The sequence below is a fragment of the Ruegeria sp. C8 genome (assembly GCF_056537565.1).
In genome coordinates, this window is record NZ_JBQFRV010000013.1 from 30010 (window position 1) to 49390 (window position 19381).

17 protein-coding genes are annotated in these 19381 nt (G+C 59.9%); 1 reads left to right on the plus strand and 16 read right to left on the minus strand.

Annotated features, from left to right (window positions below; genetic code table 11):
- The first annotated feature begins 78 nt into the window (after window positions 1-78).
- Window positions 79-1446: a DUF3179 domain-containing protein gene (locus ACR0KL_RS16440; RefSeq protein WP_170678451.1), complete on the plus strand. Its 1368-nt coding sequence runs from the start codon at window positions 79-81 to the stop codon at window positions 1444-1446.
- On the opposite strand, the gene ACR0KL_RS16445 is transcribed toward ACR0KL_RS16440, so the two are convergent.
- The 16 genes from ACR0KL_RS16445 to ACR0KL_RS16520 all read right to left on the minus strand — a co-directional run bounded on the left by ACR0KL_RS16445 (window position 1443) and on the right by ACR0KL_RS16520 (window position 19167).
- The gene (locus ACR0KL_RS16445) at window positions 1443-3128 is read right to left on the minus strand and encodes a chloride channel protein (protein WP_170678449.1); all 1686 of its coding nucleotides are present in this window, start codon (window positions 3126-3128) and stop codon (window positions 1443-1445) included. The genes ACR0KL_RS16440 and ACR0KL_RS16445 overlap by 4 nt on opposite strands.
- A gap of 100 nt (window positions 3129-3228) precedes the next feature.
- Complete coding sequence (gene recN / locus ACR0KL_RS16450) at window positions 3229-4878, minus strand: DNA repair protein RecN (RefSeq protein ID WP_480777285.1); 1650 nt, start codon at window positions 4876-4878, stop codon at window positions 3229-3231.
- 36 nt (window positions 4879-4914) lie between these two features.
- A complete protein-coding gene (locus tag ACR0KL_RS16455; protein WP_480777304.1) occupies window positions 4915-5778 on the minus strand; it encodes an outer membrane protein assembly factor BamD in 864 nt (287 codons plus the stop codon).
- Between the two features lie 126 nt (window positions 5779-5904).
- Window positions 5905-6825, minus strand: coding sequence for a UDP-3-O-acyl-N-acetylglucosamine deacetylase (lpxC, locus tag ACR0KL_RS16460; RefSeq protein ID WP_170678445.1), 921 nt, complete (start codon window positions 6823-6825; stop codon window positions 5905-5907).
- 213 nt (window positions 6826-7038) lie between these two features.
- Window positions 7039-8640, minus strand: a complete 1602-nt coding sequence (gene ftsZ, locus ACR0KL_RS16465; protein ID WP_480777286.1) for a cell division protein FtsZ — start codon at window positions 8638-8640, stop codon at window positions 7039-7041.
- Window positions 8641-8989: 349 nt separating this feature from the next.
- Window positions 8990-9406 (minus strand): hypothetical protein, encoded by a 417-nt coding sequence (locus ACR0KL_RS16470; protein ID WP_170678441.1) that lies wholly within the window; start codon window positions 9404-9406, stop codon window positions 8990-8992.
- Window positions 9393-10727 (minus strand): cell division protein FtsA, encoded by a 1335-nt coding sequence (gene ftsA, locus ACR0KL_RS16475; protein ID WP_170678608.1) that lies wholly within the window; start codon window positions 10725-10727, stop codon window positions 9393-9395. Before ftsA ends, ACR0KL_RS16470 begins: the two co-directional genes overlap by 14 nt.
- A gap of 8 nt (window positions 10728-10735) precedes the next feature.
- On the minus strand, window positions 10736-11743 hold the full coding sequence (locus tag ACR0KL_RS16480; protein WP_480777287.1) for a cell division protein FtsQ/DivIB: 1008 nt from the start codon (window positions 11741-11743) through the stop codon (window positions 10736-10738).
- The gene (locus tag ACR0KL_RS16485; protein ID WP_480777288.1) at window positions 11731-12648 is read right to left on the minus strand and encodes a D-alanine--D-alanine ligase; all 918 of its coding nucleotides are present in this window, start codon (window positions 12646-12648) and stop codon (window positions 11731-11733) included. Before ACR0KL_RS16485 ends, ACR0KL_RS16480 begins: the two co-directional genes overlap by 13 nt.
- A 108-nt stretch (window positions 12649-12756) precedes the next feature.
- The gene (gene murB / locus ACR0KL_RS16490) at window positions 12757-13683 is read right to left on the minus strand and encodes a UDP-N-acetylmuramate dehydrogenase (protein ID WP_170678435.1); all 927 of its coding nucleotides are present in this window, start codon (window positions 13681-13683) and stop codon (window positions 12757-12759) included.
- A gap of 56 nt (window positions 13684-13739) precedes the next feature.
- Entirely contained in the window at window positions 13740-13982 is a 243-nt protein-coding gene (locus ACR0KL_RS16495; RefSeq protein WP_170374999.1) for a DUF2484 family protein, read from the minus strand.
- On the minus strand, window positions 13979-14227 hold the full coding sequence (locus ACR0KL_RS16500) for a DUF2484 family protein (RefSeq protein WP_170678433.1): 249 nt from the start codon (window positions 14225-14227) through the stop codon (window positions 13979-13981). Before ACR0KL_RS16500 ends, ACR0KL_RS16495 begins: the two co-directional genes overlap by 4 nt.
- Window positions 14228-14299: 72 nt before the next feature.
- The gene (gene murC, locus ACR0KL_RS16505) at window positions 14300-15709 is read right to left on the minus strand and encodes a UDP-N-acetylmuramate--L-alanine ligase (RefSeq protein WP_170678431.1); all 1410 of its coding nucleotides are present in this window, start codon (window positions 15707-15709) and stop codon (window positions 14300-14302) included.
- A complete protein-coding gene (locus ACR0KL_RS16510; protein ID WP_170527133.1) occupies window positions 15706-16803 on the minus strand; it encodes a UDP-N-acetylglucosamine--N-acetylmuramyl-(pentapeptide) pyrophosphoryl-undecaprenol N-acetylglucosamine transferase in 1098 nt (365 codons plus the stop codon). The genes murC and ACR0KL_RS16510 overlap by 4 nt, the downstream gene beginning before the upstream one ends.
- Entirely contained in the window at window positions 16803-17966 is a 1164-nt protein-coding gene (ftsW, locus tag ACR0KL_RS16515; RefSeq protein ID WP_170678429.1) for a putative lipid II flippase FtsW, read from the minus strand. The genes ACR0KL_RS16510 and ftsW overlap by 1 nt, the downstream gene beginning before the upstream one ends.
- 127 nt (window positions 17967-18093) lie before the next feature.
- Window positions 18094-19167, minus strand: a complete 1074-nt coding sequence (locus tag ACR0KL_RS16520) for a Hint domain-containing protein (RefSeq protein WP_170678427.1) — start codon at window positions 19165-19167, stop codon at window positions 18094-18096.
- Between the last annotated feature and the right edge of the window lie 214 nt (window positions 19168-19381).

Consider the following 19381-nt stretch of genomic DNA (forward strand, 5'->3'; position numbering starts at 1 on the left):
GCGCCAATCACGCAGCTGTTTCATGCAAGGCGGTGCATTTGCCCTCATACTAAGCGCGAAAAAGGATCGGAGGGTGCCATGTCTGTTTCTCGTCGCCAATTTGTTGGAATGGTCGGAGCCAGCGCGCTGTCACCCTCAACAAGCTGGGCGCAGGAAGACCCTGTGCTGGACGCGCTGCACAGCACGTTGCGCGGCGGTCGTACGGATTTCGAAGCCAAGATGGCCTTTCTGGTACAGCGTGGGAACCCGGATGTGGTCCCTGCCCTGTTGACGGCCATGCGCTTCACCGACCGGCGGCGGGACGATATCGTCGAGGTGATGGAGACACTGACCGGCGAGCAACGCGGCACCGACTGGTTCGACTGGATGCTGTGGCAAGAGCAGAACCCTCAGATCGTCCCCCACCCCTCGTTGATCCCGTTCAAACGCGAGGTCCTGCTGCGGATAGACGACAATTTCGACCTGTTCCTGCGTCCCGAATACCTGCAGCGCGAGCGGATGAAGATCCGGCTGGAGGAGATCACCTGGGGCGGCGTGCGCAAGGATGGCATCCCTTCGCTGGACAATCCGACGCTGATCTCGGCCTCGGACGCCGACTATCTGAAAGAGGATGATCTGGTCTTTGGGGTCTCGATCAACGGTGACGTGCGCGCTTACCCGCTGCGTATCATGGGCTGGCACGAGATGTTCAACGAGGTGATCGGCGGCGTGCCGGTGGCGCTGGCCTATTGCACCCTCTGCGGGTCCGGCATTCTGTTTGAGACGCAAGTGCCGGGGCGGCGGAAACCGTTTGTCTTCGGTTCCTCGGGGTTCCTGTATCGCTCGAACAAGCTGATGTTCGACCGCGAGACGCATTCGCTGTGGAACCAATATACCGGCAAACCAGTGGTGGGCCCTCTGGTAGATAGCGGGATCGAGCTGAAGCAACGCCCTGTGGTGATCACGACCTGGGACAGCTGGAAGACCTCGCACCCTGACACGCGCGTCCTGTCGCTCAGCACCGGGCATCGTCGCAACTATGGCTCGGGCGTGGTGTATCGCGAGTATTTCGCCTCACCCGAATTAATGTTCCCGGCTTTGGTGGATCAATCCGAGCATCGCCAGAAAGACTACATCTTCACCATCCGCCAGTTCGGCGCCGCGCGGGCCTGGCCGCTGGACGCTTTCGACCGGACCCGTGTGATCAACGACGCGATTGCGGATCGGCCTTTGGTTCTGATCGGCAACTCAGACCGGCGGACAGTGCGCGCCTATGAGCGTGCGGGCCACCGGTTCAAAGCATCAGACGGAGGTCTGGTCGACGAGAGCGGTCGCAAATGGACCTTGTCCGAAGAGATGCTGATCGGGCCAGATGGCACGCAATTACCGCGCGTGGCCGGGCATATTTCGTACTGGTTCGCGTGGGACAACTATCTGGGCGACGCGGCCAGCGTGTATAACGGCTAGGAGTGTTCCTCGGCTGCTGTCGCAGCCAGCGCCCGGTTGTAGGCCTTTAGAACGTCGATGTGATAGAGCGCGCCAACCGGCGTCTCTGTCCCGTTTTCGTCCATGACGATCACCGGAATACAGGGAATATCATCGCGGTCAAAATAGGGCATCGCCGCCTCGAGTGTCGCGCTTGCCTTGACGCAGAGGCCTTTTTCGATCAGTGCCCGCGCTTCCTCCTTGGTGATCGAGCGCGCATCGCCAATCGGTCGCATCACCGCCCCGGCGCGCAGCATCGCCAACAGATAGGCCTGTGGTCCCGCCGCCAGATGCACATTACGACGTTCCAGCTGGGTCAGGAAGAACGACCGGTCCACAAGGCGTGAGGCCAAAGCCGTGGACATCGACACTGATACCATCACCGCTAGACCGATCTGCCAGTCTCCGGTCAATTCGAACACAATCAAAGTGGTCGAGATCGGAGCGCCCAGAACCGCAGCGGCCACGGCCCCCATACCAGCAAAAGCGTAAAGGGTATGTGTGCCCGATACATCCGGCAGCAATCCAGTGGCGATCAGCCCAAAGGCCAGTCCGGTCAACGCTCCGATCATCAGAGAAGGCGAAAACACCCCTCCGCCCATGCGCCCGCCCATGGTTATAGCCACAGCCACTGTCTTGAGGACCGCGAAGAGGATCGCCGTGGTCAGCACCAGATCACCGGTCAGGGCACGGATCGTCGTTTCATACCCAACGCCAATAATGTGCGGGAACCAGATCGCGAGAAGGCCCAGCATCGCGCCCGAAACCGCAGGGCGCAGCCATCCGGGCAGGGAAAGTCGGGCTTGAACATGATTGCCGAAATCCTCGGCGAAAAAGATCGAACGCATCAGAAGCAAGGATACCAACCCGCAGATCAGCCCAAGGATTAGGAAAGCGGGCAGTTCGACGTAGAATTGCAATGAACCGGGTGTATCCAGCGTGAACTCGGTGACGTCGCCATATTCCAGCCGGTTGATCACCGTCCCCGCGACCGAGGCAATGACGATGGGTGCAAAGGCGTGGACCGCGAAATGGCGTAAAACGACCTCAAGCGCGAATAGTGCTCCTGCAATGGGGGCATTAAAGCTGGCCGAAACCGCAGCCGCTACAGCGCAGCCCAACAGGTCGCGCCCGGTGATTCCGTCGGCATGGATGCGGTCGCTGACCCAGGTCGAGATGACCCCGGCCATATGCACCACAGGCCCTTCCCGACCCGTGGAGCCGCCTGTGCTGAGTGTAATCAAAGAGGCGAACAACGAAGCGACGCCAGCCTTGGTCTCGACCCGTCCATCGCTGACCGCCGCCCCTTCGATCACATCCGCGACCGAGCGTACTCGGCCATCATCAGTAAAGCGCGTGAGGATCAGCCCCACGATCACCCCGCCGATGATTGGAATGATCAGCACGATGAACCAAGGCAGCTTCTCAGCGTGGCTGTGCAGCAGCAGGATATCCTCGGTATCGTAAATATAGGCCTGCAAGCCTCGGATCGCTTTGCGGAACCCAAGCGCCATGAACCCTGCCGCAATCCCAATCGCCAGAGCGATAAACCAGAACTGGATTTGGCTCGGCCCTCGGCGACGCATCACCCGCAACGCATCCTTGATCGCGGCAAGAGCCTGATTGAGCTGGTTGCGCAGAACGGTGCGGGTTGATTGGGTCATTGGCTCTCGGGGATCATAACTTAACCCTTAGTAAGCCACGGCGAGGTCTGAGAAAAGTAAGATAGCGACGGTCAGGCCGGCGGATTGCGCCAAAGACGCACTAAGCCTCCAACAAAGCGCGAGCAGCCGCCCGCGCTTCCTCTGTGATCGTATCGCCCGAGACCATGCGGGCAATTTCGTCCACGCGATCTATTTCGGCCAGCGGCACAACGGTTGAAAGCGTTTGGCCATCGGTGACCTGCTTCTGCACACGCCAGTGATGGGCTGCTCGCGCCGCGACCTGAGGGGAATGCGTGACGACCAGAACCTGCCCGCCCTGCGCCAGAGACGCCAGCCTGCGACCCACCGCATCGGCCGTCGCGCCGCCCACACCCCGGTCGATCTCATCAAAAATCATGGTCCGGGCGCTGTCATCGCCGGACAGGCAAACCTTCAATGCCAGCAGAAAACGGCTGAGTTCCCCGCCTGAGGCGATTTTGTTCAGCGGTCCCGATGGTGCGCCTGGATTGGTGGCAACCGTAAAGGCCACCGCGTCGGTGCCCTCGGGTCCGGGATCGGACTCGGTAAGCTCTGTCCGAAACACCGCACGTTCCATTTTAAGCGGCGCAAGCTCGGCCATGACGGCCTGATCCAATTGTCCAGCCGCCGCTTGACGCGCAGCGCTAAGATCTGCCGCAGCCGCATCATAGGTCGCCTGGGCCGCCTCGACCGCGGCACGTTGGTCGGCCAGATCGGCATCGCCCGCATCAAGCTTGCCCAGACGATCACGCAGCGTATCAGCAAACGTGCCCAAATCATCCGGGGCCACATCATGTTTACGGGCCAGTGCTCGGATGGCGAACAAACGCTCCTCGGCGGCTTCCAGTTCGGCGGGGTTGAAGTCCAGCGCCTGAAGGCAGGTGTTCACACCATCCTGCGCCACGCCCAATTCGATCATGGCCCGGCCAAGCGCTGCGATCGGTTCCTCCAATTGTCCGCCTGCAGAGTCCGACACACCCTCGAGCCAGCGTATCGCATCCGACATCGCGCCTTCGGCCCCGTCGCCACCCAGTAGGTCAAATGCACGAGCGACGTCGTCGCGGATACGCTCCGCCCCCTGCATCATGCGGCGGCGAGCGTCGAGATCTGCGTCCTCGCCGGGTTGCGGGTCGAGCTTGTCCAACTCGGCCACAGAATGGCGCAGGAACTCCTCTTCGGCGCGCATGGCGGCCAAAGCGGCCTCAGTCTCGGCTAGGGCTTTGCGGCTGCGCGACATCTCGGACCACGCCTGACGTACCTTGGCCAATAGTTCCGAGACCTGAGCGTAGTCATCCAGCAGCACACGGTGCCCACGAGGGTTCAACAGTCCCCGGTCATCATGCTGCCCATGCAATTCGATCAGCGTTTCCGACAAAGCGCGGAGGACTTCACCTGAACAGCGGCGATCATTGACCCAAGCGGTTTTTCGGCCCTCTGCCGTGTTAACCCGGCGCAGAATCAGTTCTTCGCCACCTGGCAAACCGGCCTCAGACAGAACAGCATGGGCGGGGTGGCCTTCAGGCAGTTCGAACTCGGCGACAACCTCGCCCTGTGCAGCGCCTTGGCGAACCAGCTCGGCCCGTCCACGCCAGCCTAGAACAAAGCCCAGTGAGTCCAGAAGGATCGACTTGCCCGCGCCAGTTTCACCGGTCAACGCGTTCAAGCCCGGCTGAAAACTCAATTCCAGCCGGTCAATGATCAGCATGTCGCGAATATCGAGGGCGCGCAGCATCGGGTCTTTAACGTCCCAAGCCTGATGACATGGCGACTACAACCACTCACCTTTAATCGTCTGGCGATAGATCGTGCTGAGCCAGTTGTTACCACGGCTCTTTAGATCCAACCCACGCGAGGTCAGCAGCTTGTACCCGTCATCATACCATTCCGAGGACTGGTAGTTGTACCCGAGGATCGCACCTGCTGTCTGCGCCTCATCAAATAGGCCTAGAGACAGATATGCCTCGATCAGGCGATAAAGCGCCTCGGCGGTGTGAGAGGTGGTCTGAAAATCCTCAACGACGACGCGGAACCGGTTGATGGCCGCGACGTGGTGATCCTGACGCAGGTAATAGCGCCCGATCTCCATCTCCTTGCCAGCCAGATGGTCAAAGGCCAGATCGAATTTCAGCACAGCAGAAGTGGTGTATTCGCTGTCCGGATAAACCTCGATCACGGTGCGCAGCGCTTGTAGGGCCTGAAAGGTCAGACCCTGATCGCGGCCAACTTCGTCAATCTGGTCATAGTAGCTGAGCGCCAGAAGATACTGCGCGTAGGCCGCATCTTCGTCGGTTGGGTAGAAGTCAATATAGCGCTGAGCCGCGGCCCGGCTTTCTTCGTAATTCTTGTCAGCGTGGAACGAAAACGCCTGCATGATCAGCGCACGTTTGGCCCAATCGGAATAGGGATACAGACGCTCAACTTCCGAGAAATACCACGCCGCGTCGTCCGAGCGATTCTGCGACAGCTCATATTCACCGCGCGTATAGATCTGTTCCGGCGTGAAACCCTCAAGGTTCTGATCCCGATCCGCGCCTTTGCTACCGAACAGGCCTCCCCCGTTGCCGCAGGCGCTCAAAACTGCTGCCAGAAGAATCGCGCTTGCGAATCTGACTGCCGCTTTGTTGCCAACCATACCGCTCATCCTTAGTCGTCTTACTCACAGGATCCCAACCGGATCGAGCCTCGGTCTAGCACAGAAAATTCTGGTGCAAAACGCATTATCCACTTCATGGCGGAAATGTCGTCAGAGTTGATCAGATCAGGCGACGGCAGGGATTTCGGCGGCAATCAGGCCCTGACCGGGCAGACGGGCGGCCTGCTCGGGGGTACAAAGGATCGGACGAACCGCGCCAGGCGTCTCGAACAATGTGCGCAGCAGCGTGTTGGTCATGGAATGGCCCGACTTGTCGCCGGTGAAGTGACCCAGAATCGGACCGCCTGCCAGATAGAGATCGCCCAGCGCGTCCAGCATCTTATGGCGCACAGCTTCATCCGCGTGGCGGAAACCGCCCGGTGTAAGAATCTCGGTGCCCTGAACGACCACCGCGTTTTCCAGCGTCCCGCCCAAAGCCAAGCCGTTCTCACGCATGGTTTCGACGTCGATCCGACGGCAGAAGGTGCGGCTATCGCTAAGTTCGCGCACGAAGGACCCGTTGCGCATATCCAGCGTTTTCGTTTGGCTCCCGATGGCCGCATCCTCGAAATCGATGTGGAAGTCGATGATCAGCCCGTCCGCAGGCTTGATCGAGGCACTGGCCCCTTCACGAGACGCCGTCACAGGCTTCAACACTTCGTAGGCCAGAACCGGGCTGGCCTGCCGGCGAACGCCCTTCGCCATAATGCCCCGTACAAAGTCGATCGAGGATCCATCCATAATCGGAACTTCGGGACCATCAATTTCGATCAGGGCGTTGTGGACCCCACACCCGGCAAGCGCCGCCATGATATGTTCAATGGTCGAGACGGAAACACCGGCGTCATTCACAAGACGGGTGCAAAGCGGTGTACGCTCGACCATGTCGTAAACTGCAGGGATCAACGCATTGCCCAGCTCAATATCCGTCCGTTTGAACCAGATCCCGTGACCGGCAGCTGCCGGTTTCAGAACCATGATTGCAGGCTGACCGCCATGCAGTCCAACGCCTTTAAACGTAACCGGAGATTTGAGCGTATGTTGCAAAATGGGCCTCAGAGCGTGGTGTCCAGCCTATGCGGGCTGTGTTGGACACTGAGTTAAGGAAGAGGCCTCTCAGGCTCAACTCACTCTTTGCAACTGAATGAAACATGAATGTGACAGATCGGCAAAACCCTGCTCAGGGCTATTTAAGATCCTGTAAATCATGAAGAAAGGGCCGCCTTTTGGCGACCCTTTACGATGATTTTGTTACCGCGATTAGTTCGCTTGACGGCGCAGGAAGGCCGGAATTTCGATACGATCCTGATCCGGATCAGCCTCTTCCTGCACAGGTACCGTAGCGTCAGCCTGGCGCATTTGCGGCTGATGACGCGGCGGTTGCGCAGGTGTATCTGCCGCGTGGCCGGTCATCCGGTCGATCAGACGATTGAACCCGAATCGGGGGCGCTCTTCGTGTTCTGCCTGCGGCTGAGGGGCTGGTTCCTGAGGCCGAGTAGCCGTCAGGCGTTGCGCCGCTGAGGGGACATTCTGAACGGCGGCCTGAAGGCGCTGCAGCGCCTCGGGCGAGGGGGTGCCGGCAGAATGCTGATGTGGCGCGGTATAGGTTTCGGGGGTCTTTTCAACCGGTTCCGGCTGCGGCTCGAATTCGGCCACGCGCGGTTGGTAGGCTGGGGGAGGAAGACCATCATCATCCTGCTCAACCTGCGGCTGGAACTGGCTTGGGGCCGGCTCTTCCGCCGCTTCGAACAACGACGGTTCGCGGTTTTCGGTCTGAACCGGCGCGGCCTCGGCTGCGGCGGGTGCCTCTTCCTGGACTGGCTCTTCAGCTGAAACAGTGCGAGTCAGAGGCTCGGACATCGAGCGGCGCGCGACCGGAACTTCCGAGGTCTTCTCGCTGGCGTCGATACCAGTTGCGACGACCGAAACGCGCATGCCACCTTCCATTGCGGTATCCAGCGTCGAGCCAACGATAATGTTCGCCTCGGGGTCCACTTCCTCACGGATGCGGTTGGCGGCTTCGTCCAGTTCGAACAGCGTCAGGTCGTGCGACCCGGTGATGTTGATCAGCACACCCTTCGCGCCCTTGAGGCTGATTTCGTCCAGCAGCGGGTTGGCGATGGCCTTTTCCGCCGCCTGAATGGCGCGATCTTCGCCAGTGGCTTCGCCTGTGCCCATCATCGCCTTGCCCATCTCGTCCATCACGGCGCGCACGTCCGCGAAGTCGAGGTTGATCAGGCCCGGACGGACCATCAGATCGGTCACACCCTTTACACCCTGATACAGAACGTCGTCCGCCATCGAGAACGCCTCGGTGAAGGTGGTCTTTTCATTGGCCAGACGGAACAGGTTTTGGTTGGGGATGATGATCAGCGTGTCGACAACCTTTTGAAGCGACTCAACGCCGTCTTCGGCCTGACGCATGCGCTTGGCCCCTTCAAACTGGAAGGGTTTGGTAACGACGCCAACGGTCAGAACGCCCAGCTCACGCGCGGCCTGCGCGATGATCGGAGCAGCACCCGTCCCGGTGCCACCGCCCATACCGGCAGTGATGAAGCACATGTGCGCGCCCGCGAGATGGTCGACAATCTGTTCAATGCTTTCTTCTGCGGCAGCGGCGCCAACGGTTGGTCGGGCCCCTGCCCCCAGACCTTCGGTGACTTTCACACCCAGCTGCACCCGCGCCGAGGACTGGCTTTGCTGCAGCGCCTGCGCGTCGGTGTTCGCGACGACGAAATCCACGCCGTCCAGCTGTTTCTCAATCATATTGTTGACTGCGTTACCGCCCGCACCGCCAACGCCAAATACTGTAATCCGAGGCTTCAGTTCGTCGTGCCCGGGCATCGAAAGATTCAATGTCATGCTCTGTCCGCCTGTATTTTTGTTCCGCCAAAGCGGTGTTTTTCTTTACCTATCCATCTTTGATTCTAGCGATGTGATGCGTAAAGGTCACGTCAAAAATCACGTGATTCCACAAAATATGGACGAAATAAGGCAGCAACCGGCGGCATTTCGCATGCTTTGCCAAATATAGCGGAAACAACGCGGATCACTACAAGACACAGAGCATCCGAGCAGTGAACGACCTATGCGTCACGCCTCGAATTCGAACCAAAACTACTGCGGAAAACTGCTCAATGTCCTGCCGCAAGACCTCTGACGGGTCCTGTGGATATCTTGAGGGATAAAGCAGGCCTCCGCAAGGTGTTTTTCAACTGATTGGGGCACTTGGACAATTCAGGCTGTGATTGGTCATGCTGCGCACCTCCTGGATTTCACCATTGCCCAGCTCTGCCAGCCGGACCATCAAACGGCCCTCGTACTCGAACGGCCACCAGCAAACAGGAATGCCGTCTGTATCATCATCATAGAGAAAACAGACCTGCCCATTCGGTGTTGTGATCTGACCGTAGACGCATGCCCCACCTTCAACCCGCCAGACCGAGGTCTTGCGGTTCAGGAATTGCTCGGTTCCCACCAGATCACCGCTGCGGATTTCGTGGAACTGCACCGTTTTGCCCAGCACAGCATCCAGAAACTTCTCAGGTGAGATGACGGACTGCGCCGAAGCGAGGCCGGGCGCAAGCGCCACGCACAAGGCGCGGCGCAGAGTTCTACCAATTGTCACGGAACCACCGAACGGCGCGCTTAAACGGCCGCGCGGCATAGGTGTCGACAGGGACCTCGAAATCCCACCACTCATCCTGCGGATGCGCCGCAAACAGGCTTAGACCAACGGCCGAGGAAAAGCCCGGACCAGTCGCGGATTGCGGCAGGCCGTGAACGCGCAGCGGGCGGCCCAAACGGACGCGCTGGCCAAGTATACGGGTCGCGAGGCCGTCCAGCCCCATGATCTGACTGCCTCCACCGGTCAGCACGATCTGCTGGCTGGGCATATGCTCGAACCCGGCGGCATCCAGACGGACGCGAACCTCTTCCAGAATCTCTTCGACCCGAGGGCGCATGATCCCGATCAGCTCGGCCCGGCTGACGGTGCGGCGATCATGTTCCCAATCGCCGGTATCGCCGCCGATATCGATCAGGTCGCGATCGTCGGCTCCGGTCGCGTGGACACCGCCATTGAAGGTCTTGATCCGCTCGGCCACGGCGGTTGGCACACCCAGACCCATCGAGATATCCTGCGTGACGTGATCACCACCCATGCGCACGCAATCAGCGTAGATCATGTGTTTCTTCATGAAGATCGACACGCTGGTCGTACCGCCGCCCATGTCGATACAGGCCGCGCCCAGCTCCTGCTCATCCTCGACCAGCGCCGAGATACCCGACACATAGGCCGAGTTCGCAATCCCTGCGAGCTCCAGATCGCACCGCTTGATGCAGCGGACGATGTTCTGGATCGAAATCGCGTCGACGGTCAGCATATGCATGTCGACGGCCAGAGATTGTCCCATTTGCCCGCGCGGGTCGATCAGCCCCGATCGGTTGTCCAATGCGAAATTCACCGGTTGGGCATGCAGAACCTCGCGCCCTGCCCCGTAATCCGGGACGTCGCAGGCGTTCAGAACACGGCCGACCTCGGCCTCGGTCACAAGCTGGCCTTCCAGATCGACCTGCGCATCCAAACCGTAGGAACGTGGGTTCGCACCCGAGAAACAAGCGATCACATGATCGACTCGGATATCGGCCATCTTCTGCGCGGCTTGCAGGGCGGTGCGGATCGCACGCTCGGTTTCCTGCATGGCCGTGACTTCGCCGAACTGCACCCCGCGCGAGCGGGTGGTCGCCGCGCCAATGACCCGGAACCCGGTCTGCCCGGCCATCGAGCCGATGGTGTTATCCTCACTCAGCCGCCCGGTGCCATCAAACCGCAGCACGAGGCACGAGATTTTCGAGCTACCCACATCCAGAATGGCGATAACGCCCCGCTGCATCGCTTGTCTGCGCATTTGCCGCATGGCGCGTTGGGACTGATAGAGATCGGTCATCATGGTCGTTACTGCCCGTTACCCACTGTCACTTTTGTATTCCACCAGTCTTCGCTGGCGGCTTTGGTCATTCTGATAGTTGGCCGCTGTCCGAGGCGCATATCCACCACGGACACGTCTCGCTCCAACAGATCCTGCACTTCGTTCACGGCCAGCACCCGTTCGAGCGCGCGCACTGGCCGGTCCGTCGGCAGCATGATGCGCTGGCCGCGATCCAGCACCAGATCCCAGCGCCGCTCACCAATGCGCACAAGGCCCCGAACACGGCTGCCAAGGCTGCGTGAGGTGCGGAAAATCTCAAGCGCTTCAGCGACATGCTCATCCGCGCCCTTGCCCGCGATCAAAGGCAGATCGATGTGATCCTTGCGCGACGCGATCAGGTCCACATGAACGCCGGTCTCATCCAAAAGCTCGATAGACTTTCGGGTGCGCCACACGATGACAGGCTGACGCTCGACAACGTCCACCTGCAGGATGCCACCGGGCCGAATGCGCACGGTGGCCGATTTCACCGGGTCCAGGCCGATAATCGTGTCGCGCATCTGTTCGACATCCAGATCCCAAGAGCTGATCGGGAAATCCAGAGGCACCACCTCGCGAATGTCATCCGACAAGCCGGAGCCCGCGCCATCAATGGCCATCAGATTGACCATGAACTCAGGACGTTCCTGAATCGAGGTCCGGATGTCGGCGATATAGGTATTGAGCGCCTCGCGCCGTTCCTCGGACGCAAAGTAGAGCCCGACGGCCGCCGCAACAACGCAGACAGGCAGACCCAGCTTGACGCCCATGCGGATGCCCGGTGTCAGCATCCAGCGCTGGAACCGGTAGCTGAGGCGCGAGGGGGCCGGGTCAGACCGGCGCGCGGTGCGTTTGAACAGCTTCACCCCGCCCAAACGCAGAACAGGCTGCGTATAATGGGATTCGGTATCGGCGGCTTCGAAATCGGCATCCGGCCCGGCCAGAGGTTTGGCCCGATGGATCACCGGCGCGCGGGAGGCTCTTAGCGGTCGCATGAAGCGTCCTCCACCATCCAGGCACAGAGCTGTCCGAAACTCATCCCGCAATGTTCTGCCTGTTCCGGCACCAGAGAGGTTGGCGTCATACCGGGCTGGGTGTTCGTTTCCAGAAGGAACAACCCATCCGCGCCCATAGTGTCGTCCCAACGGTAGTCGGTACGGGTCACGCCGCGGCAGCCCAAAGCGTTGTGCGCTTTCAAAGCGTAGCCCATGCAGCGGTCAAAGATATCCTGCGGGATGTCAGCGGGCAGCACATGCCACGAGCCGCCGGGCTTGTATTTGGCATCGTAGTCGTACCAACCACCATCCGTCATGATCTCAGTCACGGTCAGGGCGCGATCACCCATCACGGTCACCGTCAACTCACGTCCCGCAACGTATTTTTCGACCATGATGTGATCGGGCATATCCTCCGACAACTGCGGAGGACCGTTCGACCCTTCGTGGACGATGTAGATGCCGACGCTCGACCCTTCGTTGTTGGGCTTGGCGACGTAAGGCGGCTCCATCACATGAACCTCAACCACCTCGACCTTGGGCACGATCACGCTGGGAACAATGGGCAGTCCTTCGGCCTGATAGACCTCTTTGCTGCGCTGCTTGTCCATTGCAAGCGCCGAGGCCAAAACACCCGAATGGGTGTAGGGAATGCGCATCCACTCAAGCAGGCCCTGCACACAGCCATCCTCGCCCCAGCGGCCATGCAGAGCGTTGAAGACCACATCCGGTTTGATGTTCAAAAGGCGCGCGTAGAGGTCGGGACCTGCATCCAGCTCAACCACTTCAAAGCCTTCTCCCACAAGGGCGGCTGCGCATTCGCGCCCAGAGCTGAGAGACACCTCGCGTTCCGCCGAGGGGCCACCCATCAATACCGCCACTTTGGGGTTTGTCTTGCTCGACATACCCAACGTGCGCCTCAATGTCCCCGGACCTTATGTGGTGGTCCGTACTGTGTTTATGCCTTTGATCCGTCGCCGTTAATTGCCTGTTATGGTCTGACGGTTGGGGCTTTATTCTTCCAGCGGATCACCGACCCGCATGATTTCCCACTCTAGCGTGATGCCGCTTGTTTCGTAAACCTTTTTTCGCACCTCTTCACCCAGACCTTCTAGGTCTGCGGCGGTGGCATCGCCCGTGTTGATCAGGAAATTCGAGTGCTTGGGGCTCATCTGCGCGCCACCTTTCGTGGCCCCACGCATGCCCGCGTCGTCGATCACCTTCCATGCCTTCAGGTCATGCACATCATCCGCCTTCCCCGTCGAGGAGAACCCAGCCGGATTGCGAAAGGTCGAACCGGCGCTGCGGTCTTTGGTGGGCTGGGTTTCGTCGCGCTTTTGCAACTGCGCCGCCATTCGGGCACGAAGCGCGTCGGGGTCACCTTTGGGACCTTCGAAACTTGCCGAGATCAGCACCGCGCCATCAGGCAGATCGGATTGACGGTAGCGAAAGTTCAGGTCCTCGGGGTCAAGGTCCATCACCTCACCTTGCCGTGTGACGATAGTGGCCTTTTTCAGAACATCCGCCGTGTAGCTACCATAACACCCTGCGTTCATGCGCACGGCCCCACCGATTGACCCCGGAATCGTGCGCAAAAAGGTCAGATCCACACCAGCATCCGCCGCTCTACGTGCCACATGCGCATCCAACGCCGCAGCACCTGCGGTGACAGTAGTGCCCTCGATCTCAATCCCGTTGAAGCCCCGGCCCAGCCGGATCACCACTGCGCGCAAACCGCCATCGCGCACAATGAGGTTCGAGCCGACTCCCATCGGAAAGATCACGACATCATCGGGAAGTTCGCGCAAAAAGCCCTGCAGATCTTCAACATCCGCAGGTTGGAACAAATAGTCTGCCGGACCGCCGACACGCAGCCATGTCAGGTCGCTGAGGCTTCGGTTTTCGGACAGTTTGCCACGAGGCACAGGAAGAACAGTCATAGCTGCTAACTCGCGGATTCAGAGGGAGTTGGCAACCTGTATCCGCAGCGAAACGGTCAAATCCGCCTACGCAGCCACCGCCCCAGATAGATCACCGGCCAGCGCAAGATCGACATACCCATCACGAGGACTATCAGCCCTATCCACGGGCCGTTCTCATAGGTGACATATCCAAGCAGAGGGATCCCGACTGCGATCAGGATGTAGGCGCGGGTCCAGTGGTTGTCCTTGCTGGGGATCATCGCCAGAAGGTTCGCAACAAGGCCCCAAAGGGCCGCGAGGGCAAGAGAGAAGGTCATTCCATCACCTCTCCGCGCACCCATTTGCGCCAGTAATAGCGGATCGGGTTGCGGAACATCGAGACGAAACCTCCGAAGGCGAGAGCCGACCAGACCCATCCATGGTCATAACCCAGCCAGAGGATCATCACCGGCGCGCAGAGCAACAGGACAATCCCCGGAGGGAATTGCAGCCGCATCGGCAACAAGGCCACGATGGTGGCGCTGATCACCCAAAGGGCGGCAAATATGGTCGAATAGTCCATTGTCCCCTCCTGGGACGCGGTCTTGGCAATAGGTCACACACCCTCAGGTTGTGCAGCAAATAAGATCAGCCGTCAAACAGCCTGTTTTCGTTGCAACCGCTCAGGCAACCCGTTCGCCCATGCACTGATTGTCCCGGCGCCGAGACACACGACCATGTCGCCCGGGCGGGCTTGTTCGCGGACCAGACGCTCCAGATCGTTTTCGTCCAGCAAGGCCCGCGCATGGCGGTGGCCGTGACGGATGAGGCCCTGCACCAGATCATCGCGCGAGGCGCCCTCGATCGGGTCTTCTCCGGCGGCGAAGATATCGGCGATGGCGACCACGTCAGCGTCGTTGAAGCAGGTGCAGAAATCGTCGAACAGGTTGGACAGACGCGAATAGCGGTGCGGTTGGTGAACGGCGATCACGCGGCCCTCGGTCGCTTGGCGAGCGGCTTTCAGGACGGCGGCGATTTCGACCGGGTGGTGGCCGTAATCGTCGATGATGGTGACACCGTCGACCTCTCCGACCTTGGTGAAGCGGCGGTTGACGCCACCAAAGTTGGCCAGCGCCTCGCGGATTTCAGTGGTCTTCATGCCCAGATGGCGCGCCACAGCGACAGCCGACAACGCGTTCGAAACATTGTGGTCACCCGGCATCGGCAGGGTGCAACCTTCGATCACCTTGTCCTCATATTGCAGGTGGATATCGAAATGCGCGACGCCGGCTTTGTAGGTCAGGTTCTCAGCCCGCACATCGGCCTGCGCATTGAAGCCATAGGTACGAACGCGGCGGTCAGTAATGCGCCCAACCAGCGCCTGCACTTCGGCATGATCCGTGCAGCACACCGCCAAACCGTAGAAGGGCAGGTTCGATACGAACTCATAGAACCCGTCGCGCAGCGTATCGAAATCACCCCAATGCTCCATATGCTCGGGGTCGATATTGGTGACGATGGCGATGGTTGCGGGCAGGCGGTTGAACGAGCCGTCGGATTCGTCGGCCTCGACCACCATCCATTCGCCCTGCCCCATCCGCGCGTTCGAACCATAGGCGTGGATGATACCGCCATTGATGACGGTAGGATCGAAGTCTCCGGCCACCATCAGTTCGGCCATCATCGTGGTCGTGGTGGTTTTGCCATGCGTCCCGGCGATGGCAATGTTCGAGCGCAGGCGCATCAATTCGGCCAGCATATCAGCGCGGCGAACGACCGGCAGTCCTTGGGCGCGCGCCTCGTCCAGTTCCGGGTTGCCCGGTTTGATCGCGGTCGAGGTGACGACCACGGCGGCGTTCTGCAGGTTTTCGGCCTTCTGCCCCACAAAAATCTCGGCCCCCAGAGACGCCAACCGATCCGTGATTTTCGAGGCTTTCAGGTCCGACCCCTGCACCCTGTAGCCAAGGTTCAGCAACACCTCGGCGATCCCCGACATCCCGATCCCGCCAATCCCAACGAAATGGATCGGTCCTACGTCCTGCGGCAGTTTGGTTGCGGGGTTCATGTGGTCTCCTTCTGCGCCAGTTGCTCGACAAGGGCGACCAGCCGCTCGGTGGCGTCGGGGGCTCCTGTCGAGAGGGCGGCATGGGCCATTTTCTGTGCGGCTTCGGGGTTGGTCAAAACCGTGGTCATTTGCTCGGTCAATGAGGGAACGTCAAGCGCCTTTTCGGGGATCATGATCGCCCCACCCGCCTGCACCAGCCCTCGGGCGTTGGCGGTTTGGTGATCCCCTGCGGCGGCGGCAAATGGGATCAGGATTGAGGGGCGGCCGATGACCGAGATATCGGCCACGCTCGACGCGCCCGAACGGCTGATGACCAGTTGCGCATCCGACATGCGGCGCGGAACGTCATCAAAGAACGGCTGCACATCCGCGCGAATGCCGTGATCGGCGTAGAAGGCCGTGACCCTCTCACCATCCTCGTCGCGGGCCTGATGCGAGACGCGGATGAACCCGCGTAGAAATTCCGGCAAAGCCGCGATCGCTTCGGGCACCACATCGCTGAGGATACGCGCACCCTGACTGCCACCCATCACCAGCACCGACATCGGATATTCGCCGGGCGGAATGTAGGGCGCACCGGCCCGCTCCAGCACCGAGGCGCGGACCGGGTTACCGGTGTGAATGCCGCTGGACCCTTCGGGCAGATCGGTCGGCCAAACACCGCAGGCCACTTGGGCCACGCGTGTGGCGAAGAGCTGGTTCACACGCCCCAAAACGCCGTTCTGTTCGTGGATCATACGCGGCAGTTTCAGCAGCGTTGCCGCGCCCAGCGCCGGGATCGACGGGTAGCCGCCAAAGCCCACAACCACGTCCGGACGGTCGCGCAACATCTGCATCGCCATGCTGGTCACACCGCCTACAATCTTCGGCCCCACCAACGCCTTTGCGGCCAGACCGCCGCGTGCGAATGTGGCCGAGGACGCCTCGACAATCTCGGTCGTGTGCGGGAAGCCCCCGGTATAGCGAGCGCCACGCGGGTCGGTCGACAGACGCACGCGCCAGCCTTTTTGCAACATCGCCTCGGCCAGAGCCTGCGCCGGGAACATGTGGCCCCCGGTGCCGCCAGCCGCGATCAACAGGTAAGGTTTGCCCATCAGCATCGTCCGCGCAGAATATCACCAAGCTCACCCTGTGGGCGCGAGCGTGTGAAGGCCAGCAACATACCGACTGCAATACCACCTGCGATCAGGGATGAGCCGCCATAGCTGACAAAGGGCAGCGTCATGCCCTTTGCGGGCAACAGGCGCACGGCCACACCCATATTGATCATCGCCTGTACGCCAAACATGCAGGCCAACCCCGTCCCAGCCAGACGTATGAACATATCCCGCTCACGCATCAGGCGCATCAGCGAGCGCACAACGATGATCGAATAAAGCGCGATGATGATCAGCACCAGGATCAGCCCATATTCCTCGGCCGCCACGGCGATGATGAAATCCGTATGCGCATCAGGCAGAGACCATTTGACCTGCCCCTCTCCCACGCCAACGCCGAACAAACCGCCCTCACGGATGGCATTGGTGGCGTAGCCGAGCTGAGTGGTCGGATCGACCTCCTGGTTCAGAAATCCGTCGATGCGGCGCGCAAAGTGGTCCGAGTTGGAATAGGCGAACATCCCGCCTAGCACGACCACTCCGGCCATGCCAACCAGCAGAAGCATCGGCGCTCCGGCCACGAAATACATCACGCCCCAGCCGAACAGGATCAGGCAGGCTTGCCCGAAGTCAGGCTGCATCACCAGCATGCCGACAATCGCCATACACAGCGCAAAGGACCACAACCGCCCCGGAGGGCCATTGATCTCTTGCGAAGCCGCCAGCAGCCACGCCGCAACGACCACAAATCCAGGCTTTAGAAACTCGGACGGTTGCAACGAGGCGAACCCCAGCGAGTACCAGCGCACGGCCCCTTTTCCGAAATCCGTCCCGAAGACCGGCAGGAACGCCAGCGCCACGAAGGCCCCTAGAAAGCCCAGCACCGCCAGACGACGCACCAGTGTCGGCGACATCATCGAGGTCAGCAGCATCGCGATCAGCGCCAATCCGCCGAAAAGAGCCTGTCGCTCGACATAGTGGAAGGGATCAAACCCGTTACGCCCGGCCAGAGGCGGCGATGAGGCCAGCCCAAGCAACAATCCGATGACAAAGAGAATCAGAACGCAGGACATCGTCCAGCGATCAATCGTCCGCCACCACTTCGGTAGAATCGGTTCCCCGCGCCGGTCCTGGACCGCGCCATACACCATCTCAGTCATGAGATACCGCCACTTACTGCCTCACTCGCGTCCCGTTTTCGGGATCTGTTTGAGAGTCTACAGCGAAATTGGCGTTTGGGCTAGGGAAATGAGCCGTGCAAACGAAAAACCGCGCCTTAACGAGATGTCATCCGCCCCTGCTAGCCTTAGCCTTTCCTTGAACCACTGGCTTACCGTTTTTCACGTGACGCTGCACCAGATTGCGCATTTGCCTCCCCCTCCTCGGGACCAGTCGCGCGGGTTCCGGCTTGTGGGTGTCTAAAAACAACTGCGGAAAAATTTGCCGCAATTCTTTGACCGCATCCTTTCCAATCGCCCTAAGCGCTTCGGGCCCCGTGAACAGGCTTTCCGTCGGCGCGCCCTCGGCAAAGATGACCTCGTGGTGGTCAAGGAGAAGGTGGATATACGTAACCGTCGCGCCTCCCGTCTGCACTGAAACGCCAGGCAGATCGAGCAGTTTGCAGGCCGGGACAAAGACCTCATCTTTGGCGAACATGCGCTCAGCAATGGCTGACTTGACCAGCATGCGGTGTTGTGGCGAGACACACAGATCACGCGCAGGAACGCCCTGTCCCAAAGCACCCTGCGCGATATGGATTGGCCTTAGCTTGGGTTTCAGCGTCAGATCTATTTTGTCGAGGTCCTGCGTGCCGATCCAACGGATCGGTTGAGCACCATTATCCTGAGTGAGAACCAAATCACCTGGGTTCAGATCGTCAATCAATCGTGGGCCATCAGGTGTTTCGATCAACGTGCCCGAAACGAAACACGGCACAACCGTATCAACATCAATATCGGGGCCGTTGTCGATAACCCCGTTGACGGTCAGAGGCGTGTTCAGCGGTGGAACAGAGCCATCAAGAAACCCAATGAAGAACCCGGATTCCGCGTTGATAACGTTCGAGTTTCCATTGCCGTCGATGTCGTAGTCGAAGATACCGATCTGGTACGTATTGGTGCCGTCAGTGACTTCGATAGTGAAGTCCCAGAAGATCACATTGCCATCGAAGGTCTGCGTTGGATCGTTTGGAAACTCGTTGTTCTGGTCATCACCATCGATGATTGTAGCGTCGGCCCCATCCTCGATAGTGATCTGGCTGTAGGCCGAAATCTCGAAGACAACGCCTGTTGGATCGAAGGTAACGTCATTCGCAGACAGATCTGTATCGGTTCGGAACGCACCGAAAACATTGGTCGGCATAGTGAATACACTCCGCAAAACGGGAAACAGCTCGGAACTTGGCACTTTTTTATCGTCACTCAGGCCAAGGTAACAGGTGGTAGGCCTCACAACGGTTCAAAATACATTAATCTGTTGCTGTTCAGGCGCTCTCGGCTGCGGAAACTGTGCCTTTCGCCTGATAGAAGCTGGCCTTTGGACACGCTCTGTTTTTGAGCGGGTGTCTTACCAGCGC

What these genes read in the sequence shown, in the direction of transcription:
- murC (WP_170678431.1), bottom strand. Translation starts at nt 15,709, where the DNA reads ATGAACCCCGCAACCAAACTGCCGCAGGACGTAGGACCGATCCATTTC.
- ACR0KL_RS16500 (WP_170678433.1), bottom strand. Translation starts at nt 14,227, where the DNA reads ATGGACTATTCGACCATATTTGCCGCCCTTTGGGTGATCAGCGCCACC.
- ACR0KL_RS16485 (WP_480777288.1), bottom strand. Translation starts at nt 12,648, where the DNA reads ATGTCGAGCAAGACAAACCCCAAAGTGGCGGTATTGATGGGTGGCCCC.
- murB (WP_170678435.1), bottom strand. Translation starts at nt 13,683, where the DNA reads ATGACTGTTCTTCCTGTGCCTCGTGGCAAACTGTCCGAAAACCGAAGC.
- ftsW (WP_170678429.1), bottom strand. Translation starts at nt 17,966, where the DNA reads ATGACTGAGATGGTGTATGGCGCGGTCCAGGACCGGCGCGGGGAACCG.
- ACR0KL_RS16520 (WP_170678427.1), bottom strand. Translation starts at nt 19,167, where the DNA reads ATGCCGACCAATGTTTTCGGTGCGTTCCGAACCGATACAGATCTGTCT.
- ftsZ (WP_480777286.1), bottom strand. Translation starts at nt 8,640, where the DNA reads ATGACATTGAATCTTTCGATGCCCGGGCACGACGAACTGAAGCCTCGG.
- ACR0KL_RS16445 (WP_170678449.1), bottom strand. Translation starts at nt 3,128, where the DNA reads ATGACCCAATCAACCCGCACCGTTCTGCGCAACCAGCTCAATCAGGCT.
- ACR0KL_RS16455 (WP_480777304.1), bottom strand. Translation starts at nt 5,778, where the DNA reads ATGGTTGGCAACAAAGCGGCAGTCAGATTCGCAAGCGCGATTCTTCTG.
- ftsA (WP_170678608.1), bottom strand. Translation starts at nt 10,727, where the DNA reads ATGACCGATCTCTATCAGTCCCAACGCGCCATGCGGCAAATGCGCAGA.
- ACR0KL_RS16495 (WP_170374999.1), bottom strand. Translation starts at nt 13,982, where the DNA reads ATGACCTTCTCTCTTGCCCTCGCGGCCCTTTGGGGCCTTGTTGCGAAC.
- ACR0KL_RS16480 (WP_480777287.1), bottom strand. Translation starts at nt 11,743, where the DNA reads ATGCGACCGCTAAGAGCCTCCCGCGCGCCGGTGATCCATCGGGCCAAA.
- ACR0KL_RS16510 (WP_170527133.1), bottom strand. Translation starts at nt 16,803, where the DNA reads ATGGGCAAACCTTACCTGTTGATCGCGGCTGGCGGCACCGGGGGCCAC.
- recN (WP_480777285.1), bottom strand. Translation starts at nt 4,878, where the DNA reads ATGCTGCGCGCCCTCGATATTCGCGACATGCTGATCATTGACCGGCTG.
- ACR0KL_RS16440 (WP_170678451.1), top strand. Translation starts at nt 79, where the DNA reads ATGTCTGTTTCTCGTCGCCAATTTGTTGGAATGGTCGGAGCCAGCGCG.